We start from the raw sequence: 24,659 nt of genomic DNA, 5'->3' as shown, positions 1-24,659 counted from the left end.
TCGTTACGTTTGAACTGTTTCGATGCGAAACCGAGGAGATTCCCTCTATGAGTGCTGACTACCCGTCAATGACTACGGCCGAGATTCGCTCCAAGTTCCTCAACTTCTTTGAGGAGCGCGGTCTTAAGCTCTATCCTTCTTCGTCCCTCGTCCCCGACGATCCTTCACTGCTGCTTGCCAACGCCGGCATGAACCAGTTTAAGGAGTACTACCAGGGCAAGAAGACCATGAAGGAGATCGGCGCTATCTCCTGCCAGAAGTGCGTCCGCACCAACGACATCGACTGCATCGGCGAGGATGGCCGTCACCTGTCCTTCTTTGAGATGCTCGGCGACTTCTCCTTTGGCGGCGTCTCCAAGCAGCAGGCCTGCGCTTGGGCCTTTGAGCTCATCACCAAGGAGTTCAAGCTGCCGCTCGACCGCCTGTACTTCACCGTCTTTACCGAGGACGACGAGACCCATGACGTGTGGCGCTCTCTGGGCGTTGCCGAGGATCACATCTCGCGTCTGGGCGAGGACGATAACTTCTGGGCCGCCGGCCCCACCGGCCCCTGCGGTCCGTGCTCCGAGATCTACTTTGACATGGGCGAGGAGGTCGGCTGCGGTAGCCCCGACTGCAAGCCCGGCTGCGACTGCGACCGCTTCCTGGAGTTCTGGAACCTCGTGTTTACCCAGTACGACCGTCAGGAGGACGGCTCCATGCCGGAGCTGCCGCACCGCAACCTCGATACGGGCATGGGCCTGGAGCGCATGGCCGCCATCATGCAGCACAAGACCGCTAACTACGACGGCGATCTGATGCAGCACCTCATCAAGCTGGGCGAGGAGATCAGCGGCAAGACCTATGACGCCGACGATTACTCTGGTGCCAGCCGTTCTCTGCGCATCATCGCCGATCACTCCCGTGCTGTCGACTTCATGATCTCTGACGGCATCCTGCCCGGTAACGAGGGTCGCGAGTACGTCCTTCGCCGCCTGCTCCGCCGCGCCGTGTTCCACGGTCGCCTGTTGGGCATCGAGGGCGCCTTCCTGACCAAGTTCATCGACGAGGTCAACGCTCAGATGGGCGAGGCCTATCCCGAGCTGCTCAAGAACGTCGCGCTCGTCAAGGGTATCGTCGCCTCCGAGGAGGAGCGCTTCTCCACGACGCTCGACAACGGTCGCGTCTACCTGGATGAGGCCCTGGCAGCGCTTGCCGAGGGTGCTGTGCTTCCGGGTGATGTCGCCTTTAAGCTGCACGACACCTTTGGTTTCCCCATCGACCTGACCGTCGAGATCGCCGGCACCGCTGGCCACGACGTCGACATGGATGGCTTCACTGCCTGCATGGAGGACCAGAAGGCCCGCGCCCGCGCCAATGCCAAGGGCGACGCCTGGGGCAGCTTCAACGACGTGTGGGTCGAGCTTTCCGACAAGGTCGCAGCGACCGAGTTCGACGGCTATGACAACGATGCGATCGAGGGCGCCAAGGTTGTCGCCATCGTGCGCAACGGCGAGTCCGTCGAGTCCGCCGCCGCGGGCGAGGACGTCGAGGTCGTGCTCGACCGCACCCCGTTCTACGCCGAGATGGGCGGCCAGCAGGGCGACGCCGGCAGGCTTTCCGCCAAGGGCGTTGCACTGACCGTTTCCGACACCAAGAACCATAACGGCCTGTATGCCCACGTCGCGCACGTTGCCGATGGCACGCTGACTGTCGGTGCCGCTGTTACCGCCGCGCTCGACGCCGAGCGCCGTGGCTTCCTGCGCCGCAACCACACCGCCACGCACCTGCTCGACGCTGCCCTTAAGCAGGTCCTGGGCGAGCACGTCTCCCAGGCCGGCTCACTGGTGACGCCCGAGCACCTTCGCTTTGACTTTACGCACTTCGAGGCCCTTTCCTCCGAGCAGCTCAAGGCTGTCGAGGACCTGGTCAACCAACAGATCTTCGCCTCCAAGCCGGTCGTGACCCGTGTTATGGGCATCGACGAGGCTAAGGCTGCCGGCGCTGTCGCTCTGTTTGGAGAGAAGTACGGCGATGTCGTCCGCGTCGTCTCCGTGGGCGCCGAGGACCAGCCGTTCTCTCGCGAGCTCTGCGGTGGTACCCACGCCGCCAACACCGCCGAGATCGGCCTGTTCAAGATTATTTCCGAGTCCTCTACAGGCTCCAATGTCCGCCGTATCGAGGCTGTGACCTCTAAGGGTGCCCTCGACTACATGGCCGACCGCTTGGCGCTCGTTGACGCCGCCGCCGCTGCGCTTAAGTGCCGCGTCGACGAGGTTCCCGCCCGTGTGGAGAACCTGCAGGCCGAGCTGCGCGAGACGTCCAACAAGCTCAAAAAGGCTCTGACCGGTGGTTCCTCCGACGCCATTTCCAGCGCCATCGAGGGTGCTGTCGAGCTCGGTGGCTACAAGCTCGTCGTTGCTGAGCTCCAGGGCCTTGAAGCTGCCGACCTGCGCAACGTATGGGATACCGTGCACCAGAAGGTCGCCGGCCCTGTCGCTTGTGTCGTCGCCAGCGTGACTGAGAAGGGCACTCCGGCCCTGCTCGCTGCTGGCTCCGATGACGCCGTGAAGGCCGGGTTCCACGCCGGTAACGTGATCAAGCAGATCGCGGGTCTGGTCGACGGTCGCGGTGGTGGCCGTCCCAACATGGCCCAGGCCGGTGGCAAGAATGCTGCCGGCATCGCCGATGCCCTCGCGGCCGCCAAGACCGCGCTCGGCGCCTAAGAATCTAAGAAGTTACTGTGGTCGCGCTTGCGCTGGACATAGGGGAGACCAGGATCGGCATCGCCGTCTCGAGCCGTGATGGCAAGATGGCGATGCCCGTCAAGGTGCTCCCGGCCGCCGAGGTCACCGGTATGGCCAAGACGTTCCGCTACCTGGTCGAGGACTTTGAGCCCGACATCCTGGTAAGCGGACGTCCCTTGACCATGGCCGGTGAGCCCGGCCCCCAGGCCGAGCGCGTTGCCGCCGTGGCGCAAAAGATTGCCGACGAGCTCGATCTTCCGCTGGAGTTTGAGGACGAACGTCTGTCTTCGCAAGAGGCCAAGCGTATCCTGCGCGAGCAGGGCCTCAACGAAAAGCAGATGAGGGGCAAGATCGACATGATTGCCGCCAGCCTGTTTTTGCAGACGTGGCTCGATCGTAAAAACGAGGAGGTTTCGCATGCCTAGCGCTTCCGATCCGCGCCAGCAGAATCGTACACGGCAGCCGGCGTCGCGCCCTGCCCAGCCTGGCCAGCGTCCGGCACAGCCGACGCAGCGCGCAGCTCAGCCTGCCGCGCGCTCGGTGCAGTCCTTCTCTCATTCGGCCCAACCTGTTCAACGGACGGGTCAGCAGCCCACTGCTCGTACGGCCCAGCCCGCAGGCGGTACCCGCTTTAAGCAGCAGACACCTACCCAGCGAACTCAGGCCCCTCAATCGCATTCGCATCACGCTCGCGGTTCGCATGGCGTTGCTCCGGCGACCCGCTCGAGCTACAACACGCATGCTCGTCGCGGTGCTCAAAAGAAGAGTTCTCCGGTTCCCATGATCATCGGCGTTGTGGTGGCGGTGCTTGCGCTTGTTGCGATCGCTTTCTTTGTCGTGCCGGCCGTCAAGGGCTTCTTTGCCGGTGGGGATACCAAGGTCACGGCTGGTCAGCAGGTTACGGTGACCATTCCTGATGGTGCTTCGGGCGATACGATCGCCTCGATTCTCTCCGAGAACCATATCGTCGAGAATCCCAAGGATTACTATGCGGCGGTGAAAAAGCTTAACGCCGATATGTCGCTCAAGCCTGGTACCTATTCGTTCACCACACTCATGGACGCGACCAAGGTTGTTCAGCAGCTCATGGAAGGTCCCAACGCGGGCTCCAATGCGCTGACCATCCCTGAGGGCCTAACGGTCGATCAAGTCGCCGACCGTGTGGCCCAGGCCTACGACGGCATCTCTAAGGAAGACTTCCTCAACCAGGCCAAGGCCTCCAACTACGTGGACGACTATAGCTTCCTTAAGGGCGCCGCCAACGACTCGCTTGAGGGTTTCTTGTTCCCCAAGACTTATTCGTTGGGCGATTCGCCGACGGCCGATGACGTGATTCGCGCTATGCTCGATCAGTTTAAGACCGAGTATAAGTCGCTTGACTTTGCGAGCTGCGAAGCCAAGATCAAGGAGCGCTACGGTGTGGAGATGTCCGACTACGACATCGTCAATTTGGCCTCTATCGTTGAGCGCGAGGGCCTCAACGCCGATCAGCGTGCGCACGTGGCCTCGGTCTTCTACAACCGCCTTGCCGGCAAGCTCGATGGTTTGCGCTATCTCAACAGCGATGCGACCATGATGTATGTCACCGGTGGCGAGGTTACCGCCGACGACCTGCAGAGCGATAGTCCGTATAACACCTATAAGCACGAGGGCCTGCCGCCCACTCCCATCTGCTCTCCGTCGCTCGAGGCGCTCAAGGCTACCCTTGAGCCGACCGACTCCGATGACCTGTATTTCTACATTACGCAGGACGAGGAGTATTTCTCGAAGACCTACGAAGAGCATCAACAGTCTTGGAATTGATCATGAGGATTTTTAGCCCCAAACGATATGTTGCCTCAGTCGACCGCATCGACCTCGATACCCTGTGGGCCGACGGCAAGCGCGCTATTCTACTCGACCGCGACAACACCTTGGTGCCGCGTGATACCGAGCAGGTACCCGCTGCGGTTTCCGCTTGGCTCGACGCCGCCCGCGCCAAAGGCTTTAAGCTGTGCATGGTGTCCAACAACTGGCATCGCGACCAGGTCATGGCGTCGGCGCGCGAGCTGGGTCTCGAGGCCATCAGCCACGCCATGAAGCCGGCGCCGTTTGCCCTTAAGGCGGGTCTTAAGCGCCTCGGCGCCACGGCCGACGAGGCGGTGCTGATCGGTGATCAGCTCTACACGGACGTGTGGAGCGGCAACTTCGCCGGCGTCGATACCATCCTGGTAAAGCCGCAGGCGACGCAGGACCTGTGGTATACGCAGATCTTCCGTATCTTTGAGCGCCGGGCCCTGCGCGACCTTCCCTGCGAGGATTAGGTCTCGCCATGTCTCAGCACATCAAACACGGCTGTGACCATATCTTCTTTATCGGCTTTTTGGGCGCGGGCAAGTCGACGCTTGCACGCAACGTGGGCACTATGTTCAAGCGTCGATTCATCGATACCGATCGTTTGGTTGTGCGTCGATGCGGCAAGTCGGTGACCGAGATATTTGAGACCGAGGGCGAGGATCGTTTTCGCGAGCTCGAGACCTCGGCACTCCGTTCGCTTCAAAGTGAGCGCAGCCTGCTGGTATCGTGCGGGGGTGGCATCGTCGAGACGCCGGTGAATATTGAACTGATGCACGAGATGGGTACATGCGTTTACCTCGAAGGCGACTTTGAGGACTCGTTGCGCCAGATTCGCCGCTCCGATACCCGACCCGATTTCCGCTCGCCCGAGCATGCTGCGCGCCTGTTTGAGCATCGTCGTCCGCTGTATCGCCAGGCCGCCGATATTACCCTTGATATTCGCAACAAGTCCTTCGAGGACGTTTCCTACCTTTGTGCCGAGATGCTTTTGGAGCGTGGACTGCTATGATTCGCCGTCAACTGATCAATTTCCAAAACCGCAGCGTCGATGTCCGCGTCGGATTGGGCGCTTTCGAGGAGCTGCCGCGCATGTTTGCCTCGGCTGTGGGCAAGCCTAAGCGCGCGATGGTCGTTTGGAACACCGCCTCGTCAGAGCGTTTTGGCGAGGTCGTCGAGCATGCGCTGGTTGACGCCGGTTTTGCCGTGTCGCTGCTCGTCCTTGAGGTTTCGCCTGCCGGCGCTACGTTGGCCGATGCCGATACCGTCTTTGGTGCCCTGTCGGCTAACGGCATTACCTGCGACGATCTCGTTGTCGCCGTTGGCGATGCCGCAACCTGCTCGGTTGTTAGCTGGTGCGCCAACCAGTGGTGCGGCCGCACCGAGTGCGCGTTGCTGCCGACGGCCTTCGACGCCATGCTCACGGTCGCGACGACCATGAAGCCGCTCGTCGCCTCGTCGTCGAATGCGCTTCCCGCTATCGCGTTCCGTCCCGAACCGGGCTTGGTCGTGTGTGACCTCGACCTTGTTCGCGAGGCGGACCCCGAGGACCTCAAGCTCGGCTATGTGGTACTTGTTGGCACCATGCTTTCGAGCAGCAAGTCCCGCTGGAATCAGTTTACTGAGACCGTCCCCGAGATTCTCGCGGGCGAGGAGGTCGCACTCGTTAATGCTGTTCAATGGTCTCAGACTGCCCGCAAGGACGTACTGATGGCCACGAACCCGAGCGCCCGCCATGCGCTCGATTTTGGCAAGACGGGGGAGCGTACCCTGCGCGCCTGCTTGGGCGATGCCGCTTCGCAGGTCCCTGCCTACCAGCTGTTGTCCGAGGGCATGCGCTTTGAGGCGCGCCTAGCACATGATGCCTGCGACTTTGATATCGATTACGTTTTTGAGGTCGATGACTGCTTGGAGGACTTTGGTATTGAGGAACTTGCCTTCGATCTGGAGCCTGCCGCATATATCGAGGAGTTCCGCAAGCAGCAGTTTGCACGCTCGAACCGCAGCATGTTGCCGCTGCCCGCGGCACTCGGCGCCATTCGCCTAACGAACGTTGAGGACGAGGTTCTTGAGCGCCATGCTCACGCCTACTTGGCTTCTCGCAAAGAACTTCTCTAAGATTTATTGACTTCCATCGTCTTTCGTATCATGTTGAGGGGCGGGTTTCCAATCGGTTGCGTATCGCATGCGATTCCGTCGTTCGGTTGAGACCCGTCCCGTCTATATAGAGACAACAAGAAAGGAATCTGCATGTCTGAGTTTGCTGCCGGTCCTGCCGGTCGTATCGAGCGTGTCCGTGCCCTGATGGCCGAGCGTGGCTACGACGCCATCGTGGTGCGCGACGAGGCCAACCTTCGTTGGCTTACGGGCGTGAAGGGCGTCTTCGACTACACCTTCGAGTTCCCGCACGCTGCGTTTATTACGGCCGACCAGTGCCTGTTCCACACCGACTCGCGCTACCTCAACAGCTTTGAGGAGAACACGCCCGCCGGCAGCCCCTGGGTCTACGACATGGATGAGGGCACCATCCCCGGTTGGGTCGCCGGCAAGATCGCGGCCAACAAGTGCCGCGTCTGCGCTGTCGAGGACGATATGCAGATTAATTTCTACCAGGGTATTCAGCGTGGTCTGGAGGACCGTTCCGTCGCCTGCATTTTGCCGCTGATGCACGACGACATCCGCAAGATGCGCGCCATCAAGGATGCCGAGGAGATCGAGCTCATGCGCCACGCACAGTCGATCACCGACGCCGCCTTCCAGCACATGCTCGGCTTTATTAAGCCTGGTATGACCGAGAAGCAGGTTCGCAACGAGCTCGAGAACTTTATGTTCGCCAACGGCGCCGACAGCCTTGCCTTCGGCTCCATCGTGGCGAGCGGTCCCAACACCGCCAACCCGCATGCCGTGCCGAGCGACCGCGTGATCGAGAAGGGCGACTTCGTCCTCATGGATTACGGCGCGGGCTACTGCGATTATCGTTCCGACATGACGCGCACCGTCGTGATGGGCGAGCCTACCCAGGAGCAGCTCGACCTGTACGCGCTCGTGCGCCGTACGCACGAGGAGTGCGTTGCCGCCATCCATCCGGGTGTCGAGGGCAACGACATTTTCAAGCTTTCCAAGAAGATCATCGGCGATGCCGGCTATGGTGATTACTACAACCATGGTCTGGGCCACGGCGTGGGCATCGACATCCACGAGCTGCCCAACTTCAACCGCAGCAAGAACACCATCGAGGTCGGCTCGGTTATCACCATGGAGCCCGGCGTGTATCTGCCCGGTGTGGGCGGCGTGCGCCTGGAGGACTACGGCGTGGTCACCGAGAACGGCTACGAGCCTTTCACCAAGACGTCGCATGACCTTCACGTCATCGATTGCTAGCCTATTTCGATAGATTTTTGGGGCGGGGCGTCCGGAGCAATTCGGGCGCCTCGCGTTCTCTTTTTATGCGCTCGCTGCAGGCGCCGTCTGCAAGTGTATAATTTCGGTCGTATGTAATTTGGACGCTTGTGCGTTCTGTCCATAACAAGAAAGGTCACTATGCCTACCATTTCTACCGCCGACTTCAAGAACGGCCTCGGTCTCCGCATTAAGGACAAGGTCTACACCATCGTCGAGTTCCAGCATGTTAAGCCGGGCAAGGGCGGCGCGTTTGTGCGCTACAAGACCCGCGACATCAAGAGCGGCCGCGTCGTCGAGAACACCTGCAATGCCGGTACCAAGTTCGAGAGCGTTATGCTCACCACCCGCGAGTTCCAGTACCTCTACAACGATGGCACCGACTACATCTTCATGGACAACGAGTCCTATGAGCAGGTTCCCGTTCCCGAGGACATGGTGGGCGAGAACTCCAAGTGGCTGCGCGAGAACGACATCTGCCAGCTGCTCTTCGCCGACGATGAGCTCATGGGCGTGACCCCGCCGATGTTCATCGAGACCACCATCGTCCAGACCGACCCGGGCTTTAAGGGCGACACCGTCCAGGGTTCTACCAAGCCGGCCACGATCGACACCGGCGCTGTCATCCAGGTCCCCATGTACCTCAACGAGGGCGAGGTCATCAAGGTTGACACCCGCGACGGCAAGTTCGTCTCCCGCGTCTAGCAACCAACTCTTCTAGGAGGACTCATGCCCCAGGAAATCAAGATTGACGGCATCGGCATTTCGCCCGATGTTCTGACCGCCATCGTCTCGCGCGCCGTGTCCGATGTCGAGGGCATCGCCTCCGTTGGCGTCAAGGACCTTGCCACCAACCTTGTCTCCATGATGCTCTCGTCCAAGGCCCCCGCTTCCGAGCCGGCGGTCGAGGCCGAGGTCGTCGGCGACAAGCTCGCACTCACCGTGCGTGTCGTGGTGTTCTTTGGCTATCCGTTCAAGAAACTCGCCGAGGCCGTTCGCGCCGCAGTGGTCGCCGCCATCGATGCCCAGGTTGGCGTTGAGGTCGAGCGCGTTGACGTTTGCATCGACGGCCTCGTTTTCCCCAAGGAGTAACCTTTGAGCCTTAAGGTTTATCGCGGGCGTACGCTTGCCCGCAGTCAGGCGCTTCAGCTTCTGTTCCAGGCCGAGGCCACGGACAGCCCGCTCGAGCGCGTCCTCGAGGGTGATTTCCTGATCTCGAAGGGTCCCCTCGACCCCTATGCGCTGGAGCTGTGCCGCGGTGCCTATGAGCATATCGACCGCATCGACTGTGCTCTGCGCTCTGTTGCCAAGAACTGGGATCTTACGCGCATGCCCGGCGCCGACCGCAACCTGCTGCGTATCGCCGTTTACGAGATGCGTTTCCTCACCGACGAGGAGGTCTCTGACGCCATCGTGATCAACGAGGCCGTCGAGCTTGCCAAGGCCTATGGCACCGACCAGTCCGCGTCGTTCGTCAACGGCGTGCTGGGCAAGATTGCTCGCAGCGAGGAGTTGCCGGGCGAGGACCTATACCAGGAGCTGCTGGCCGAGGATCGCGCTCGCGAGGAGGCACAGGCTGCCGAGGCTGCCGCTAAGGTTGCGGTTGCCCAGGCTGAGGCTGGTGTGCTGGCCGAGGATGCGGACGCTGCTGAGGCCGTCGAGGCCGACTCCGTCGAGGAGTAGCCATGCCAGAGGGTTCCGTCCGCAACTTTGATGAGATCTCGGACCGTCTGGATCAGATCATCGCTACCGTTCGCTCCAAGGATACGTCCTTGGAGCGTTCACTCGATCTGTTTGACGAAGCGATTGAGCTGGGCTCCCGCGCGGTCGATATGGTCGACAAGTTTGAGCTGACGCCGCGAGAGGCCGACAAGCTCGAGCAGGAATACGATGAGGATGCGGCAAACGAATCCCAGGATAGCTAGGCCGCATCTCCGGATACGAATGGTTGATGGCATTCATGAAACGTGTGCGTCTTGATGACGAACTGATTTCACAGGGCATCTGCGCCGATCGCGCGGATGCCCTTCGCACTCTTATGGCCGGCTTGGTCTCGAGTGGCGGCGAGCGCTTGACTTCGCCGGGCCTTAAGGTGACCCCGGGCCTGCCGCTGCACGTGAAGGGGCGCATTCCGTACGTTGGGCGCGGCGGTCTTAAGCTCGAGGGTGCGCTTGACGCGTTCGGGATTGATCCGACGGACCTTGCTTGCCTCGATGTGGGCTGCTCCACGGGTGGCTTCACCGATTGCCTGCTCAAGCGTGGTGCCGCGACCGTTGTCTCGGTCGACGTGGGCCGTGCCCAGTTCGACTGGTCGCTGCGCCAAGACGATCGTGTGACGCTCCACGAGCGCACGAATGTGACGCAGTTGCCCGAGCTCGGCTACGGCGGTGCTATCGATCTGGCCGTGTGCGATGTGTCGTTTACGAGTATCGCGAATATCATCGACGCCGTGCTGGCGTGCCTGAAGCCTTCGGGTTCGTTTTGCACGCTCGTAAAGCCGCAGTTTGAGGCTCCGGCGGCGCTGGTGGGCGAGGGCGGCATTGTGACCGATCCAGCCGTGCGCCGCGATACACTCGTGGCGGCGGTTGAACTCTTTGCTGCCAAGGGCCTGTTCCCGATCGATGTGTGCGTGTCACCCATTCATGGAGCCAAGGGCAACGTTGAGTTTTTCCTGTACGGCACGAGATTTGCCCCCGGTGAACGTACCGACGATGAGCTGCAATCCCAGATATCGGTTTTGAGCGAGAAAGCTGCAACGCTATGAAGGTCTTTCTGGTTCCCAATTACTACAAGCAAGAGGCGGTCGAGAGCGGCCTGATGCTCGAGCTTTGGCTGACGCGCCAGGGCTATGAGGTCGCATGGGCTGCCGACCAGCGATCGAAGATTCAAAGTACGCCTGATATTGACGGCTCCGATCTGGTCATTACGCTCGGCGGCGACGGCACGCTGCTGCGTGCTGCCCGCATCCTCAACCATCGCGAGATTCCTATCCTTGGTCTTTCCTATGGTCACCTGGGCTTTTTAACTGCTGCGAGCCCCGAGGAGCGCGACATTCTTAAGGTCGTGAACGACGCCCTGTCCGGCGAGCTGCACGTGAGCCGTCGCGCCACCATCGCTGCGGATATCGTGTCCGTGCGCGAAGACGGTACGAAGGATGTCGTGCGCACCTTCGCCCTCAACGACATGGCGCTTACCCGCGGTCCGCTGTCCGATATGGTCGAGTTCGACATCACGGTGTCGGGCCACCATATCGATCGACTGCGTGGCGACGGCGTGGTCGTGTCCACGGCGACTGGTTCTACGGGTTACGCACTCAGTGCCGGGGGCCCCATCGTGAGTCCCGACTATACGGGCATGGTCTGCGTACCCATTGCGCCGCACACCATTCAGGCCCGTGCCTTCTTGACTTCGCCGAGTGATGTCGTCGAAATCTTTATGTCCGATGATCGCCCGAGCGTTCCGGCGATTGCTATCGATGGCCAGTTTATTACCTGCGATGGCACCGTTGAGAGCGTGGCTGTGCGCCGCGGTCCCGGAGATGTGCTGCTGCTCGATTACGGCCCCGAGAGCTTCTATAACTCGGTTAGCCGTGTGTTCTACGGAGTGCGTCATGATCGATGAGCTGCAGGTTTCCAACATTGCACTCATTCGCGAGGCGACGTTGGTTCCGAGCGCGGGCCTAACGGTTCTGACTGGAGAAACCGGCGCCGGTAAGACCGCGCTGCTCTCGGCCCTCAAGCTTATTTTGGGCGAGCGCGCGGATTCGTCAACGGTGCGCGAGGGTGAGGCGCTGGCGAGCGTTGAGGCGCGACTCTTCGACGGGCCGCACGACCCGGAGGGCTTCACGGTCCAGCGCAGCCTTTCTGCCGAGGGCCGCAGCCGCGTGAAGATTGACGGCCGCATCGCCAGTGTGCGCGAGCTTTCGGAGCGCGTTGGCGTGATGATGGATCTGTGCGGCCAGCACGAGCACCAGCGCCTCCTCGACCCGGCGCATCATGTTGCCATGGTCGATGCCTGGGCAGGGCGCCCGGCACTCGAGGCGCTCGAGCACTACCGTGCTTGCTTTAAAGCCTCGCGCGCGGCTGCCAAGGAGGTCCGTCGCGTCGAGGAGGCCTCGCGTGCGCAGGGGAGCCGCGTCGAGGAGGCGCGCTTTGCCCTCGAGCGCATCGGCGAGGTCGACCCCAAGCCGGGCGAGTATGAGGAACTCGAGGAACTGCTGCCGCGCTCCGAACATGCCGAGGTACTGGTCGCCACAGCTAACGATGCCCATGCATCGCTTGCCGCCGAAGGGGGAGCGCTCGATGCCGTGAACAGCGCCGTGGCAGAGCTTTCCCGAATGGCTACCGTCGATCGCAAACTGGGCGACATTGCCGATGCACTTTCGGATGCCTGTATCTCTCTTGAGGATTGCGCGAACGAGCTTCGTGCCTATCGCGATGGCATCGCCTTCGACCCGCGCGAGCTCGCTCGCATGCGTGAGCGGTATTCCGACCTCAAGAGTCTGTTGCGTCAGTGGGGTCCCACTATGGACGATGTTTTTGCCACGCGCGATCGCTCGCAAGAGCTGCTGTCCCTGGTTGATGATGGCGATGAACAGATCAAGAGGGCACGCGAGGCGTTAGGCGCCGCCGAGCGGGAGTTGTTTGCTGCGGCTAAGGCGCTAAAACGCGCACGCAACACGGCCGCCCCGCGCTTTTGTCACGAGGTTGGCCGTCAGATGGCGCGACTGGAAATGGGCAGCGGCGAGCTGGTCTGGGAATCGCGCGATCTGCCCCGTGCGGAGTGGACGCCTGCCGGCCCTTCGAGTTACGAGTTGCTGTATCGCAGCGGCGCCGGTTTAACACCGCGCCCCCTGCGCCGTATTGCTTCTGGTGGCGAGCTCAGCCGCGTGATGCTGGCGAGCAAGGTTGTCCTGGGCAATGCCGATGGTGTCGATACGCTGGTTTTCGATGAGGTCGACGCCGGTGTTGGCGGCTCTACGGCGCGCGCCCTTGCCGGTGTTCTGGCGGATTTGGCTGCTACGCATCAGGTGATCGTCGTGACGCACTTGGCGCAGGTTGCCGTTATGGCCGACAAACATTATGTTGTCAGTAAGGAACCGGGCGATGTTCCCCAGACGCATTTGGACGAGGTAACCGGCGAAGCGCGTACCGCCGAGATCGCCCGCATGTTGAGCGGCGATCAGTCTGAGGCAAGCTTGGCCCATGCAAAGCAGATGCTCGAAGAAGCTCGAGGCTAGATTATATCAGCGGTGTTGGTGGGACAAAATAGACTGAAATTTTTGTCCCACTACGCGTTTTACTCAACGACCTTATCTGGCTGGATGAGCTCCTCGTAGTAGCTGATATGCTCGCGAGCGTCTTCAATCTCGGGCAGCAGGAAGTTGTAGATGACTTCGATGATCATCGTGGCGCTGATCTTGGAGAACGCAAAGTCGCCCGTCGTCAGCAGCGCTTCGTGGTTGACGGTATTAAAGGTGTAGTCTGCCAGACGAGCGAGCGGGGATTTGCTGTCGCTGCTGATGACGACTACGGTTGCGCCGCAGTTGCGAGCCGTTTTTGCCATGCGATTCAGTCGGCGCGATTTGCCGGAGTTTGAGATTAGCACGATGACGTCACCTGGGCGCAACGTGAGCGCAAAGCCGATTGATGTCTCGCTAATGGTGCTCGCCATGCAGCGCAGGCCCAGCTGCGAAAACTTAAACGTCGCATCGAGCGCGACCGCGTTCGTATTGCCCACAGCTGCAAACTCAATAACCCCTGCATGCTTAAAGGCATGCACAACAGCCGCCAGCGTTTCGTGGTCGATGCCGTCGATGGTCGCATTCAGCTCACTCACCTTAGCGGCGAGGATGTTTTTAAGGCTTTGCTCCATGTTGTCGAGTGAGATCTCGTCGGTCAGACCCTCGTTGCGCTGGCTTTCCAAGTCGCGCGCAAGCGAAAACTGAAAACTGCGGAAGCTGCCAAAGCCCAGCTTGCGGCAAAAGCGCGAAACGGTCGCCTCGGACGTAGCGGCGGCGCGCGAAAGCTGCGCGGCCGTCAAACGCGGCGCCTCGGACTGGTGCTCCAGAATATAGTCGACAATGCGCTGCTCGGATTCGCTGTATCCCTTGTGGGTGCTAATGAGGGAGAGCGCGCTCTTGCTGCCGTCGGTCATGTATGGCTCCTGGTTGGCGTGAAAATCGGACTTGTTTTTCAATGCCATAGTATACGGGCATTTTCAATTACAAGATACACCTTGCCGTTTCAAGTGTTGATGGTAAACTTTCACTTACCGTTTACGGTTATGAAAGAACCTTTCACCGGAGAATTGCGCCTTGTCTCTTCTCACGCGGACGGTAGGTTGGTATCTTTCAGTTGTGGAAAAGCGCGCAAGGATGCGCGTGTAGGGGAGCGCCTGCGGGCGCAGTACTCAAGAAGGAGGGACACATGGCTAAGTTTGACATCATCGCCGCTACCGGTTGCCCGACCGGCATCGCGCACACCTTCATGGCGAAGGAGGCGCTGGAGAAGGCAGCTGCCGAGCGAGGTCTGACCATTAAGGTTGAGACCCATGGCCAGGTCGGTGTCGAGAACGAGCTCACCAAGAGCGAGATCGCCGGTGCCAAGGCCGTCGTCGTCGCAGCCGATAAGGATGTCCAGGCGGAGCGTTTCGCCGGCAAGCGCATGGTTTCCGTTGGTGTTTCCAAGGCCCTGTCCGTTGAGGCCGCCGGTAAGCTGATCGACCGCGCGCTCGCCGCCAAGGGTGACGACTCGGTTGCGGCTGCTGCCGATGTCGAGGATGAGGTCGAGGAGAAGGAGTCCATCGGCCACATCATCTACAAGCACCTCATGAACGGCGTCAGCCACATGCTGGTCTTCGTCGTCGCCGGTGGTGTCCTGACCGCCGTTTCGTTCCTGTGGGGCATCACGTCCTTCGATTCGACGGCGTCTGACTACAACAGCTTTGCCGCTATGCTCAAGATCATCGGCGGCATCGCCATGAACCTTATGGTTCCCGTGCTTTCCGCCTACATCGCCGAGTCTATCGGCAAGCGCCCGGCACTCGTCCCCGGCTTTGTTGCCGGTATGATCGCCATCCAGGGTCTGCCCGTTAACGCCGAGACCGGTATGATCGACGCCGGCGGCGCCGGCGTGGGCTTCGGTTTCCTGGGCGGCATCGTCGGCGGCTTCCTCGCTGGCTATGTCATCCTGCTGCTCGAGAAGGTCTTCTCCAAGCTGCCCAAGAATCTGGACGGCCTCAAGGCTATCTTCCTGTACCCGCTGTTCTCGACCGCCATCGTCGGCCTGGTCATGCTCGGCATCTCCGGCCCCATGGCTGCCATCAACACCGCCATGATGGACTTCCTCAAGGGTCTGTCTGCCTCTGGCGCCATTGTCCTGGGCCTTGCCATCGGCTGCATGTGCGCCGTTGACATGGGCGGCCCGGTCAACAAGGCTGCTTACGTCACCGGTACCGCTATGCTCACCGAGGCACTGGCTGCCGGCGTTGGCACCGATACCTACAACTTCGGCACCAACTTCATGGCTGCCGTCTCCGCCGCCTGCATCGTTCCGCCGCTGATCACCACCTTCGCCGTCGTCGTCGGCAAGAAGTACTTCAGCCAGGAGGATCATGACGCCGGTATCGTCAACCTCATCCTTGGTTGCACCCACATCACCGAGGGCGCCATTCCGTTCATGACCAAGAACATCTGGCCCGTCATGCCCATCATGATGCTTGGCTCCTCCATCGCCTCGATCCTGACCATTATGTTCAACGTTCACGATCCGGCGCCCCACGGCGGCTTCCTGGTCCTGCCCGTTGTCGAGAACGGTCCGCTGTGGGTCCTCGCGATCCTCATCGGTGCTGTGGTCGGCGGTATCCTGTTCGTGGCCTTCAAGAAGTACGACTTCGAGAAGAATCAGAAAGCCGCTCCTGCAGCCAAGCCGGTTGAGGCCCCCAAGGCCGCTGCCGTCGAGGCTCCCAAGTCCGAGGCTGCCGACTTCGTGAAGGTCGAGAACGTATTTGTCGCCGAGGACTTCGCTTCTCGTGACGAGGCTCTGAGCTTTGTCTCCAACCAGGCTGTCAAGGCCGGTATCGCCAACGACGCCGACGCCGTGATGAACGCCTTCCTGGCCCGTGAGGCCGAGGGCACCACGGGCATGATGGAGGGCTTCGCCATCCCGCATGCCAAGTCCGACGCTATTACCGAGGCTGCCGTCATCGTCGTTAAGGACGAGTCTGGCGTGACCGGTTGGGATACCATGGACGGCGCTCCCGTCAACGTGGCCATCGCGCTGCTCATCCCTGGTGCACAGGCTGGTACCACGCACCTCAAGATCCTGTCCAAGGTCGCCGAGGCGCTCATGGACGAGGACTTCCGTGCCACCGTCAAGGGTTCCACCGACGCCGCCGAGATCGCCAAGACGATCAACGCCCGCCTGGTCTAATTCCGCAGTACGCGAATAACATCGCCCCCTGTAACAAAGGCGAGGACTCCCTACGGGTCCTCGCCTTTTTTCATACCACCCGGCACTCAGGGATGTTCCTTTCCTGCCGGCACCCCGGGACACTCCTTAGTCCCCAACAGGGCATAAATAGCCCTCATCGACTGAATCACCCACGCGAACAATAATTCAGCCAGAATTCCTTTTGCACGATATTTCTTGGACGGAAGCATGTTCCCGCAGCTCGCCTGCCGGGCGGGGCGGTTAAGTTTGTCGCGAGTTCCGCACGCAAAGGAAAGCACTTAATGTGCTTTCCGTCTTGCGCAGGACTGTAGAGCAGCAAACTTAACCGCCCCGCCCGGCAGGCGAGCGGACAGCGAACGACATCTGTCCAACAATTCGTGCGAAACACAATGAAAAACCGTTTGATGTGAGTTAATATAAACAACGTCGTGAATCTGACTCCTGCCACATGCATGACAGGGGTTAAACACAAAAAAGGAGTCAATTATGGTTTCTGAGAAGGCTACCCTCGTTAATCCTCAGGGTCTGCACATGCGTCCGGCTGGTCTGTTCGCCTCCACCATGGGCAAGTACGCCTGTGACGTGACGGTCGTCACCCCCGAGAAGGAGGTCAACGGCAAGTCCCCGATGGCCCTCATGGCTGCTGGTATCCCCTGCGGCACCGAGGTCGAGGTCAAGTGCGACGGCGCCGACGAGGCCGAGGCTCTGGCTGCTGCCATCGAGCTCATCAAGAGCGGTCTTGGCGAGTAGAACTCAAACGGGTCGCATGTTGAACAACTAAGTTCATATTTGGGGGCGCAGTGACCTGTCTTAAGGTAGCTGCGCTCTTTTGTCATGGATATGGCAAAACGCTTTATCACATGACACGGAGAGAGGAATGGGAATGTATCAGGGAGTCAACGCTTCCGAGGGCATCGGTATCGGCACCGTCATGGTCGCCGTCGATCCCGACTTGACGTTTGAGCCGCACGAGGTTGCTGATTCGGCAGCAGAGAAGGAGCGCTATCAGACCGCTCTTTCGGTCTTCTGCGAGAAGACCCAGGCTCAGGCCGACCACATGAAGGAGACGGTGGGCGAGGCCGAGGCCGAGATCATGAGCGGACACATTGTCCTGGCTCAGGACCCGGGCATGACCGACGCCATCAACGCCGCCATTGACGGCGGCACCTGCGCCGAGCAGGCGCTCATGGACACCTCGACCATGTTCGAGAACATGTTCCTGTCCATGGACGACGAGATGTTCCGTCTGCGCGCGGCCGACATCGCCGACATCCGCACCGGTATTCTGGCCGAGCTGCTGGGCAAGGAGGTCGTCGACCTCTCCGTCCTGCCCGAGAATACCGTCGTTGTCGTGCACGACCTCACGCCGTCCATGACCGCCACGATCGATAAGGCCCACGTTGCCGGTATCGTTACCGAGACCGGTGGCCGCACGTCGCACTCCGCGATCATTGCGCGCGCCCTCGAGATCCCGGCTGTCCTTTCGGTTTCCAACAGCTGCACCGCGTTGCGCAACGGTATGACCGTTGTCGTCGACGGTGGCAAGGGTATCGTCGAGGCCGATCCCGACGAGGAGACGCTCGCTGCCTACACCGCCAAGGCCGAGGCCTTCGCTGCCGAGAAGGCAGCCCTCGAGGCCTTCCGTGGCAAGCCGTCCGTGACTGCCGATGGCATCAAGAAGATCATCGCCTGCAACATCGGTAACCCCGATGACGTGCCCAACGCGCTCGATCACGACGCCGAGGCTATCGGTCTGTTCCGCTCCGAGTTCCTGTTCATGGACTCTGCTGAGCTTCCTTCCGAGGAGGAGCAGTTCAACGCCTATCGTAAGGTCGTCAGCGCGCTCAAGGGTGCTCCGGTCATCATCCGCACGCTCGATGTGGGCGGCGACAAGGAGATTCCGTATCTGCACATGGTCAAGGAAGAGAACCCCTTCATGGGCTTCCGCGCCGTGCGTTACTGCCTGGCCAATCCCGACCAGTACAAGGTTCAGCTCCGCGCCCTGCTGCGCGCCAGCGCCTTTGGTGACGTCAAGATCATGATCCCGCTCGTCACCTGCGTCGAGGAGGTCGTGGCCGTCAAGGAGCTCGTCGAGCAGTGCAAGGCCGAGCTGACCGAAGAGGGTCGCAAGTTCAACGAGAACATCGAGGTCGGCATTATGGTCGAGACGCCTGCCGCCTCGCTGCTCGCTGACCGTCTGGCCGAGGTCGCCGACTTCTTCTCTATCGGCACCAACGACCTCATCGGCTACACCATGTGCGCCGACCGTGGCAACGACACCATCTCCAACCTGTACCAGGTGTACTATCCCGCCGTGCTCCGCTCGCTCAAGAACATCATCGAGAGCGGCGTGAAGGCCGGTATCATGGTCGGCATGTGCGGCGAGGCCGCTGCCGATCCGCTGCTTGAGCCGCTGCTGATCAGCTGGGGCCTGGAGGAGTTCTCGATGAGCGCTCCGTCCATCCTGCGCGCCCGCAAGACCATCAGCCAGTGGACCAAGGCCGAGTGTGACGAGCTCGCCGAGAAGGCACTCGCCTGCAACACTGCCGCCGAGGTCAAGGCGCTGCTCGAGTCTGCTGCTCGCTAATTTGGTATCAGAGGTAACCGCGTGGTTGGAATGGGCCAATCACGCGGCCCTCACATATACAGGGGGTACTGTAAATGTTCTACACGCTAACCGCTAACCCGGCTGTCGACATGACGGTTTCGAGCTCTCCGCTCGAGCCCGATGAGAACGTCCGCACCGGCTCGGCCAGCTACACGGCTAACGGCAAGGGCCTCGACGTGTCCTTCGCCTTTAAGAAGATGGGCGTCGACACCGTCGCGCTCGGCTTCTTCGCTGGCTTCACGGGCAAGTTTATCGTCGAGGAGGTCATGAACCTGGGTTGCCTGTGCCGCCCGGTCTGGACCGACGGCATCACGCGTATCAACACCTACGTCAACGATGGCCAGCACGAGTACGGCATCCTCAACCCCGGTGCTCCTATTACGCCGCAGCACCAGGAGGAGCTCTACAACATCCTGGACACCGCGGGCGATCTTGAGTGCCTGATCGTCTCTGGCTCCGTGCCTCCCAAAGCTACGCCCGACTTCCTGGCTCAGGTCATGGAGCACGCTCAGGCCCGTGGCGCCGATGTCGTCCTGGACCTGTCCTCCGACAAGCTCAAGGAGCTCGCTCACAAGAAGCCGCTGCTCATCAAGCCGAACCATCACGAGATGAAGGCTATCTTCGGCGTGCCGGTCGACACTGATGACGAGGTCCGCGTTGCCATGAAGATGGCTCACGACGCGGGCGTTCAGAACGTGCTGCTCACCCGTGGTAGCCGTGGCGACGCCTACTTCTCCAACGGCGAGGACATTTGGTACGCCAAGCGTGAGTTCAACATCAAGCTGGTCTCTTCCGTCTGCGCCGGCGACTGCACCCTCGCTGCGTTCCTGCACAAGTGGTACAGGGATCGCGACAACGTCGAGGAGGCCATGAAGCTCGCTATGGCCACCGGCGCCAACGTTGCTGAGTCCGTCGGCATCGGCGACTTTGGTCACGTCGACGAGTACAGCAAGCGCGTTGCTGTCCGCAAGCTCGATCGCAAGTAAGCGAAACGCGACATATTCGTGCGCATGCGGCGCTCCGGTTTCGGCCGGGGCGCCGTTTTTGTTCCGCCATGGTGGAGAGGTGTCCTGCCGTACTTCATCGCTTCCACACCGTTCACCGAGTTGTTGTAGCCTTTTACCGAAGCGTGGAATATACTTTCATTAACACGTTGCTTCGTGAAAGGAACATTCATGATTTACACGCTTACTGCAAATCCCGCCATTGACTACAACATCTCCTGCGACGGTCTTGCTGCCAACACCGTCACGCGTACCCGCAACGCCGTCTACACGCCCAACGGTAAGGGCCTCAACGTCTCGTTTACGCTCGACCACTACGATGTCGACACCACGATCCTGGGCTTCTTCGCAGGCTTCTCGGGTGAGTATATCGTTAAGGGCGCCGAGGCCCTGGGCGTGCCCGTCAAGCCCGTGTGGACTGACGGCATCACGCGCGTCAACGTGTTCCTCAATGCCGGCCCCGACACCGAGTACAACATGGTCAACGCCGGTGCCGCCATCAACGAAGCCAACGAGCAGGAGATGTTTGAGCTTATCGATTCGCTCGATGACATGACCTGCCTGGTTATCAGCGGCTCGTTGCCCCCCAACACCTCCGAGGGCTTTCTGGCAGAGGTCCTGCGTCGCGTGAAGGCGAAGGGCGCCGAGTTCGTGCTCGATATCTCGAGCCATCAGCTGGCCGACCTCATTGCTATGGAGCCGTTGCTCATTAAGCCCAACGACGACGAGCTGCTCGACATCTTTGGCATTAAGGTGAGCGGTGGCGACGACGAGTCCGTCAAGGGCGCCATGGCCGAGCTGCACGCCAAGGGCGCTAAGAATGTACTGCTGACGCTCGGCGGCGACGGCGCGTACTTCTCCAACGGCGAGCACATCTGGTTTGCCAACCGCACCTTCGACGTCAAGCTGCTGTCGACCGTCTGCGCGGGCGACTCCTCGCTGGCCGCCTTCCTTTCCGTGTGGCACGACGACCCCGAGCGCGTCGAGGATGCCCTGCGCCTCTCGATGGCCACCGGCGCCAACGTGGTCGAGTGCCCGGGTCTGGGCGATTTTGCCAAGGTCGATGAGTATCAGAAGGGTATTGCAATCCGTCAGGTTTGCTAGTTCCGGCACCTTGCCTGAATAGTTCAATTATTTCGCATCCGTCTTAGACCAGGACGGATGCGTTTTTGTTTATCGGACTTGCGTGTGCAGTGGAGGCTGTTTCTTGCTAGACTTCTTGCAGACGCAATCGATAGCCAATTTGATAGTCGCAGGAGGCCATAGGCATGTGCAATGTTTCGCTCAACGGTACGCAGCCGACCGATGCCTCTATCCGTGTCCTGCGTGCGCTTGAGGCAGCAGGTCTTGAGGCTTGGTACGTGGGCGGTTGGGTACGTGATGCCCTGATGGGACGCCCCAGCCACGATGTTGACATGTGCTGCAGCGGCCTGTGGCAGGAGTCCAAAGAGGCGCTCGAAGCGGCTGATATTGCCGTGGTTGAGTCGGGCATAAAATTTGGCGGCATCACGGCTATTTGCGATGATGAGCGCATTGAGGTCACCACCTACCGCCTAGACGGCTTTTACACCGACGGCCGCCATCCCCAGAGTGTGGAGCGTGCGGCGTCGCTTGAGGACGATCTGGCGCGTCGTGACTTTACCGTTAACGCTATGGCCTGGCATCCCGAGCGTGGTCTTGTCGACCGCTACGATGGTCAGGGCGACCTAGACCGCAAGCTCATCCGCGCCGTTGGAGATCCCAAGCGTCGTTTTAACGAGGACGCGCTTCGCATGCTGCGCGCGGTGCGTTTTGCCTGCCGTCTGGATTTTATGATCGAGCCTAAGACTAAACAGGCGCTTGCCGAGTGCGCGCCGCTGCTCGATGCTGTGGCGCGCGAGCGCGTGGGCATTGAGCTCGAGGGTATCCTTTCGACCGGCCATGGGGGAGACGCGATGCTGCGCTACCCCGAGCTTGTTTGCGCCGCCGTGCCCGAGCTCGCGTCCGCTCGCGGGTTTGATCAACGCAGCGTCTATCATGCGTTTAACGTCTACGAGCATATCGCCCGCGTGCTGACGGTGGCAGGGGAGCTGGCGCTGTGCGACGGCGTCGCGCCCTCGTCGAGCCTTATGTGGGCGGCGTTTTTGCACGACGTTTCCAAACCCGAGTGCTTTACGGTCGATCACGACGGCAGCGGCCACTTCTACGGTCATCCCGAGCTCGGCGCCAAGAAGGCGCGTGTCATCATGGATCGCCTGGCGCTCTCGCACGATTTGGTGCGCGATGTGTGCCTGCTGATCAAATACCATGACAAGCCGCTGCGCCCCGAGCGCTCCTGCCTGCTCAATATGATGCGCGCGCTTTCGGGCGAGGGTGTCGATACGCCGCGTCTGATGGACGAGCTCATGGACCTTAAGCGTGCCGACACGCTCGGCAAGGCGCCCTCGTGCTTCTATTACGTCGAGACGATCGAGGAGATGCGTACGCTCGCCCACGATCTGCTGCAGGCGGGGGAGCCCTATACACTCAAGATGCTTGCCATCAATGGTGGCGACCTGATCCGCGCCGGCGTCAAGCCGGGGCCGGAGTTGGGACAGCTTCTCAACGCCGCCCTCGACGCCGTGATCGAGGACAACATCCCCAACAACCGCGAAGCCCTCCTGGCTCATCTCAACTTGAACTAGCTAACCAGTTGACCTGCGCGTTCCATAACCTGCCGACAATTTTTTCGGCAATTTGGAATTTCTTCTTGCGCTGATGTTTTTTGTCCCGTAATATATTTCCTCGCAGCACGGCAGTGCAGATGTCATGTGGCCCGTTCGTCTAGCGGTTTAGGACGCCGCCCTCTCAAGGCGGAGATCACCAGTTCGAATCTGGTACGGGCTACCATTTCTTTTCTGCTGAGGCATATGGCCCGTTCGTCTAGCGGTTTAGGACGCCGCCCTCTCAAGGCGGAGATCACCAGTTCGAATCTGGTACGGGCTACCATTTCTTTTCTGCTGAGGCATATGGCCCGTTCGTCTAGCGGTTTAGGACGCCGCCCTCTCAAGGCGGAGATCACCAGTTCGAATCTGGTACGGGCTACCACGCATCTGATACCCGGACTTCCTATGGAAGCCCGGGTTTTTATTTTCAAACAACCGTCTGCAATTCCCGTTTGAACCAGAGCTTTGCGTTCTGCCTATGGCCCTTACGGGTACAATATCTAAGATATTTTGACTGTTAGAAGGAGTCTCATGACGGAGTCCTCTCAGCATACGTCTAAGCCCCAGGTCGAGGTTGAGGCCTCGGGCGGCGATGACAATAAGAGCGCACGCCGCGGCGCAATCTTTATCGGCGTTGTGCTGGTGGGTTATATCGTCTATCTGGTGGTAACCGGGCAGATGGGGCAGTTCTGGGCTGCTATGTCGAGCGTCCAGGCGCCCTGGCTCCTCGCTGCATGCTTCTGCATGTTTCTATACCTCTTTTTTGGTATCGTGGCGTATGCGATTGCCGTTTGGCTCGACCCCAATTCGCCCGTCGGTATCCGCGACCTCATTTCGGTCGAGGCGAGTGGCATCTTCTTCGGTAATCTGACACCCATGATGATGGGCTCTACGCCTGCCCAGATCTACCGCCTGACCAAAGCGGGCCAAAATGTCGGCGAGGCCGGCGCCACGCAGTTCACGCGTTTTATCGTGTATCAGTTTGGCCTTGTTGCCTGGGGCGCTATCCTCCTGCTTGCTCGCATGCCGTTTTTCGCCGAGCGCTATGGCGACATGACGCTGCTGTGCGTCTTTAGCTTTGGCGGGCACTGCTGCATCTTGCTGGGTATTTTTGCCGTCGCGCTCATGCCTAAGACCGTCACGCGCGTTGCCCATTGCATCATCAATTGGCTCGAGCGCATTGGTGTCTCGGCCACTAAGATCGAGGGATGGCGCACGTTTGTTGATGGTGAGATCTACTCGTTTTCCGAGAAATTCAAACTCTCTGCCGGCCATTTTTCGTCCATGCTGCTCACCGTGTTTATCACCATGCTGCAGCTCGCGTTTTTCTATCTGGTGCCGTATTTCCTGATGCTTGCCTTTGGCCACCACGAAGTCGACTTTTTCTCGGTCATGGCCGCGAGCGCCTTTGTTCAGCTGTTGAGCTCCGCGGTCCCCTTGCCTGGAGGAACTGGTGGCGCTGAGGGCGGCTTTGCATTGTTCTTGGGTCATTTCTTTGGGTCGGCTTCGACCGCCGGCTATCTGCTGTGGCGCCTCATTACGTTTATCGCGCCGACCATTTTGGCTGCGCCCCTGCTTGGCCTTAAGAGCGCCCACAACGAGAGTATCCATGCGCGCTGGGATCGCGTGATGCGCAAGCTCGGCCGCACGCCTCAGACGCTCTCTGCGCCCGCTAAGCCGCATCCCACGAATGCTGTTACCGTTGATCCTAGGAAGCACGCTCAGAAGGCTTCTGGGGCCGCTAAGCCGGCTCATAAAGCCTATGTGCGACAGACAGGCGACGGTATCCGTGTATCTCCGTCGGCACTCAATAAGAAGAAGCACCCTAAGTCGCTGTAGGGCAGTCGTGCGTTCTTCATGATGCGGGGCATATTTGAGCTGTATGGTGGATAATCCTCTTACGTAGATTATCTCTCATCTGTTGATGAATGCCCGCATATCGAAGGGACACG

The 24,659-nt window shown here is 60.3% G+C and carries 22 protein-coding genes and 3 tRNA genes; 24 read left to right on the top strand and 1 reads right to left on the bottom strand.

Annotation, left to right across the window (positions count from 1 at the left end; genetic code table 11):
• Positions 1 to 47: 47 nt before the first annotated feature.
• From alaS to PMX70_RS01515, 14 genes are all read left to right on the top strand, one after another.
• Positions 48 to 2,705 (top strand): alanine--tRNA ligase, encoded by a 2,658-nt coding sequence (gene alaS, locus PMX70_RS01580; protein ID WP_271742619.1) that lies wholly within the window; start codon positions 48 to 50, stop codon positions 2,703 to 2,705.
• A gap of 17 nt (positions 2,706 to 2,722) precedes the next feature.
• Positions 2,723 to 3,151, top strand: a complete 429-nt coding sequence (gene ruvX / locus PMX70_RS01575) for a Holliday junction resolvase RuvX (RefSeq protein ID WP_271742618.1) — start codon at positions 2,723 to 2,725, stop codon at positions 3,149 to 3,151.
• Entirely contained in the window at positions 3,144 to 4,529 is a 1,386-nt protein-coding gene (mltG, locus tag PMX70_RS01570; RefSeq protein ID WP_271742617.1) for an endolytic transglycosylase MltG, read from the top strand. The genes ruvX and mltG overlap by 8 nt, the downstream gene beginning before the upstream one ends.
• Before the next feature lie 2 nt (positions 4,530 to 4,531).
• Positions 4,532 to 5,029 carry a YqeG family HAD IIIA-type phosphatase gene (locus PMX70_RS01565; protein ID WP_271742616.1) on the top strand — a complete coding sequence of 166 codons (498 nt, stop codon included), beginning with the start codon at positions 4,532 to 4,534 and terminating at the stop codon, positions 5,027 to 5,029.
• A gap of 8 nt (positions 5,030 to 5,037) precedes the next feature.
• On the top strand, positions 5,038 to 5,571 hold the full coding sequence (locus tag PMX70_RS01560; RefSeq protein ID WP_099431675.1) for a shikimate kinase: 534 nt from the start codon (positions 5,038 to 5,040) through the stop codon (positions 5,569 to 5,571).
• Positions 5,568 to 6,677 carry a hypothetical protein gene (locus PMX70_RS01555; protein ID WP_271742615.1) on the top strand — a complete coding sequence of 370 codons (1,110 nt, stop codon included), beginning with the start codon at positions 5,568 to 5,570 and terminating at the stop codon, positions 6,675 to 6,677. Before PMX70_RS01560 ends, PMX70_RS01555 begins: the two co-directional genes overlap by 4 nt.
• A gap of 132 nt (positions 6,678 to 6,809) precedes the next feature.
• A complete protein-coding gene (locus PMX70_RS01550) occupies positions 6,810 to 7,940 on the top strand; it encodes a M24 family metallopeptidase (RefSeq protein ID WP_271742613.1) in 1,131 nt (376 codons plus the stop codon).
• 159 nt (positions 7,941 to 8,099) lie between these two features.
• The gene (gene efp, locus PMX70_RS01545) at positions 8,100 to 8,663 is read left to right on the top strand and encodes an elongation factor P (protein ID WP_006233983.1); all 564 of its coding nucleotides are present in this window, start codon (positions 8,100 to 8,102) and stop codon (positions 8,661 to 8,663) included.
• A 24-nt stretch (positions 8,664 to 8,687) separates the two neighbouring features.
• Positions 8,688 to 9,050, top strand: coding sequence for an Asp23/Gls24 family envelope stress response protein (locus tag PMX70_RS01540; protein ID WP_006233982.1), 363 nt, complete (start codon positions 8,688 to 8,690; stop codon positions 9,048 to 9,050).
• A 3-nt stretch (positions 9,051 to 9,053) separates the two neighbouring features.
• A complete protein-coding gene (gene nusB / locus PMX70_RS01535) occupies positions 9,054 to 9,641 on the top strand; it encodes a transcription antitermination factor NusB (RefSeq protein ID WP_195192861.1) in 588 nt (195 codons plus the stop codon).
• A 2-nt stretch (positions 9,642 to 9,643) separates the two neighbouring features.
• Positions 9,644 to 9,883, top strand: coding sequence for an exodeoxyribonuclease VII small subunit (locus PMX70_RS01530; protein ID WP_006233978.1), 240 nt, complete (start codon positions 9,644 to 9,646; stop codon positions 9,881 to 9,883).
• 35 nt (positions 9,884 to 9,918) lie between these two features.
• The gene (locus tag PMX70_RS01525) at positions 9,919 to 10,722 is read left to right on the top strand and encodes a TlyA family RNA methyltransferase (protein WP_271742762.1); all 804 of its coding nucleotides are present in this window, start codon (positions 9,919 to 9,921) and stop codon (positions 10,720 to 10,722) included.
• Entirely contained in the window at positions 10,719 to 11,579 is an 861-nt protein-coding gene (locus PMX70_RS01520) for an NAD(+)/NADH kinase (RefSeq protein ID WP_271742612.1), read from the top strand. The genes PMX70_RS01525 and PMX70_RS01520 overlap by 4 nt, the downstream gene beginning before the upstream one ends.
• Entirely contained in the window at positions 11,569 to 13,197 is a 1,629-nt protein-coding gene (locus tag PMX70_RS01515; protein WP_271742611.1) for a DNA repair protein RecN, read from the top strand. The genes PMX70_RS01520 and PMX70_RS01515 overlap by 11 nt, the downstream gene beginning before the upstream one ends.
• Positions 13,198 to 13,256: 59 nt before the next feature.
• On the opposite strand, the gene PMX70_RS01510 is transcribed toward PMX70_RS01515, so the two are convergent.
• Positions 13,257 to 14,114 (bottom strand): MurR/RpiR family transcriptional regulator, encoded by an 858-nt coding sequence (locus PMX70_RS01510; RefSeq protein WP_271742610.1) that lies wholly within the window; start codon positions 14,112 to 14,114, stop codon positions 13,257 to 13,259.
• A 272-nt stretch (positions 14,115 to 14,386) separates the two neighbouring features.
• Here PMX70_RS01510 and PMX70_RS01505 point away from each other — a divergent pair, with 272 nt between their 5' ends.
• The 10 genes from PMX70_RS01505 (at position 14,387) to PMX70_RS01460 (ending at position 24,546) form a co-directional block, all read left to right on the top strand.
• A complete protein-coding gene (locus tag PMX70_RS01505) occupies positions 14,387 to 16,390 on the top strand; it encodes a fructose-specific PTS transporter subunit EIIC (protein ID WP_271742609.1) in 2,004 nt (667 codons plus the stop codon).
• Positions 16,391 to 16,897: 507 nt separating this feature from the next.
• The gene (locus PMX70_RS01500) at positions 16,898 to 17,161 is read left to right on the top strand and encodes an HPr family phosphocarrier protein (RefSeq protein WP_022094575.1); all 264 of its coding nucleotides are present in this window, start codon (positions 16,898 to 16,900) and stop codon (positions 17,159 to 17,161) included.
• A gap of 133 nt (positions 17,162 to 17,294) precedes the next feature.
• Entirely contained in the window at positions 17,295 to 18,998 is a 1,704-nt protein-coding gene (ptsP, locus tag PMX70_RS01495; RefSeq protein WP_271742761.1) for a phosphoenolpyruvate--protein phosphotransferase, read from the top strand.
• 74 nt (positions 18,999 to 19,072) lie between these two features.
• Positions 19,073 to 20,005 (top strand): 1-phosphofructokinase family hexose kinase, encoded by a 933-nt coding sequence (locus PMX70_RS01490; protein ID WP_117779184.1) that lies wholly within the window; start codon positions 19,073 to 19,075, stop codon positions 20,003 to 20,005.
• A gap of 189 nt (positions 20,006 to 20,194) precedes the next feature.
• Positions 20,195 to 21,127 carry a 1-phosphofructokinase family hexose kinase gene (locus PMX70_RS01485; protein ID WP_271742608.1) on the top strand — a complete coding sequence of 311 codons (933 nt, stop codon included), beginning with the start codon at positions 20,195 to 20,197 and terminating at the stop codon, positions 21,125 to 21,127.
• 164 nt (positions 21,128 to 21,291) lie between these two features.
• Positions 21,292 to 22,686: a CCA tRNA nucleotidyltransferase gene (locus tag PMX70_RS01480; protein ID WP_271742607.1), complete on the top strand. Its 1,395-nt coding sequence runs from the start codon at positions 21,292 to 21,294 to the stop codon at positions 22,684 to 22,686.
• A 128-nt stretch (positions 22,687 to 22,814) separates the two neighbouring features.
• Positions 22,815 to 22,891, top strand: a tRNA-Glu gene (locus tag PMX70_RS01475).
• Between the two features lie 22 nt (positions 22,892 to 22,913).
• Positions 22,914 to 22,990 (top strand) — tRNA-Glu (locus PMX70_RS01470).
• A 22-nt stretch (positions 22,991 to 23,012) separates the two neighbouring features.
• Positions 23,013 to 23,089 (top strand) — tRNA-Glu (locus PMX70_RS01465).
• Between the two features lie 149 nt (positions 23,090 to 23,238).
• A complete protein-coding gene (locus PMX70_RS01460) occupies positions 23,239 to 24,546 on the top strand; it encodes a lysylphosphatidylglycerol synthase transmembrane domain-containing protein (RefSeq protein WP_271742606.1) in 1,308 nt (435 codons plus the stop codon).
• The last annotated feature ends 113 nt before the right edge of the window (positions 24,547 to 24,659 follow it).

It is taken from the genome of Collinsella aerofaciens, from assembly GCF_028206795.1.
GTDB lineage: Bacteria > Actinomycetota > Coriobacteriia > Coriobacteriales > Coriobacteriaceae > Collinsella > Collinsella aerofaciens_AX.
This window is presented reverse-complemented; position numbering and strand designations above follow the sequence as displayed.

What these genes read in the sequence shown, in the direction of transcription:
- PMX70_RS01565 (WP_271742616.1), top strand. Translation starts at nt 4,532, where the DNA reads ATGAGGATTTTTAGCCCCAAACGATATGTTGCCTCAGTCGACCGCATC.
- PMX70_RS01510 (WP_271742610.1), bottom strand. Translation starts at nt 14,114, where the DNA reads ATGACCGACGGCAGCAAGAGCGCGCTCTCCCTCATTAGCACCCACAAG.
- PMX70_RS01505 (WP_271742609.1), top strand. Translation starts at nt 14,387, where the DNA reads ATGGCTAAGTTTGACATCATCGCCGCTACCGGTTGCCCGACCGGCATC.
- PMX70_RS01500 (WP_022094575.1), top strand. Translation starts at nt 16,898, where the DNA reads ATGGTTTCTGAGAAGGCTACCCTCGTTAATCCTCAGGGTCTGCACATG.
- PMX70_RS01550 (WP_271742613.1), top strand. Translation starts at nt 6,810, where the DNA reads ATGTCTGAGTTTGCTGCCGGTCCTGCCGGTCGTATCGAGCGTGTCCGT.
- alaS (WP_271742619.1), top strand. Translation starts at nt 48, where the DNA reads ATGAGTGCTGACTACCCGTCAATGACTACGGCCGAGATTCGCTCCAAG.
- PMX70_RS01530 (WP_006233978.1), top strand. Translation starts at nt 9,644, where the DNA reads ATGCCAGAGGGTTCCGTCCGCAACTTTGATGAGATCTCGGACCGTCTG.
- PMX70_RS01525 (WP_271742762.1), top strand. Translation starts at nt 9,919, where the DNA reads ATGAAACGTGTGCGTCTTGATGACGAACTGATTTCACAGGGCATCTGC.
- mltG (WP_271742617.1), top strand. Translation starts at nt 3,144, where the DNA reads ATGCCTAGCGCTTCCGATCCGCGCCAGCAGAATCGTACACGGCAGCCG.
- PMX70_RS01460 (WP_271742606.1), top strand. Translation starts at nt 23,239, where the DNA reads ATGACGGAGTCCTCTCAGCATACGTCTAAGCCCCAGGTCGAGGTTGAG.
- PMX70_RS01540 (WP_006233982.1), top strand. Translation starts at nt 8,688, where the DNA reads ATGCCCCAGGAAATCAAGATTGACGGCATCGGCATTTCGCCCGATGTT.
- PMX70_RS01515 (WP_271742611.1), top strand. Translation starts at nt 11,569, where the DNA reads ATGATCGATGAGCTGCAGGTTTCCAACATTGCACTCATTCGCGAGGCG.
- PMX70_RS01520 (WP_271742612.1), top strand. Translation starts at nt 10,719, where the DNA reads ATGAAGGTCTTTCTGGTTCCCAATTACTACAAGCAAGAGGCGGTCGAG.
- PMX70_RS01485 (WP_271742608.1), top strand. Translation starts at nt 20,195, where the DNA reads ATGATTTACACGCTTACTGCAAATCCCGCCATTGACTACAACATCTCC.
- PMX70_RS01490 (WP_117779184.1), top strand. Translation starts at nt 19,073, where the DNA reads ATGTTCTACACGCTAACCGCTAACCCGGCTGTCGACATGACGGTTTCG.
- efp (WP_006233983.1), top strand. Translation starts at nt 8,100, where the DNA reads ATGCCTACCATTTCTACCGCCGACTTCAAGAACGGCCTCGGTCTCCGC.
- PMX70_RS01555 (WP_271742615.1), top strand. Translation starts at nt 5,568, where the DNA reads ATGATTCGCCGTCAACTGATCAATTTCCAAAACCGCAGCGTCGATGTC.
- PMX70_RS01480 (WP_271742607.1), top strand. Translation starts at nt 21,292, where the DNA reads ATGTGCAATGTTTCGCTCAACGGTACGCAGCCGACCGATGCCTCTATC.
- ptsP (WP_271742761.1), top strand. Translation starts at nt 17,295, where the DNA reads ATGTATCAGGGAGTCAACGCTTCCGAGGGCATCGGTATCGGCACCGTC.
- PMX70_RS01560 (WP_099431675.1), top strand. Translation starts at nt 5,038, where the DNA reads ATGTCTCAGCACATCAAACACGGCTGTGACCATATCTTCTTTATCGGC.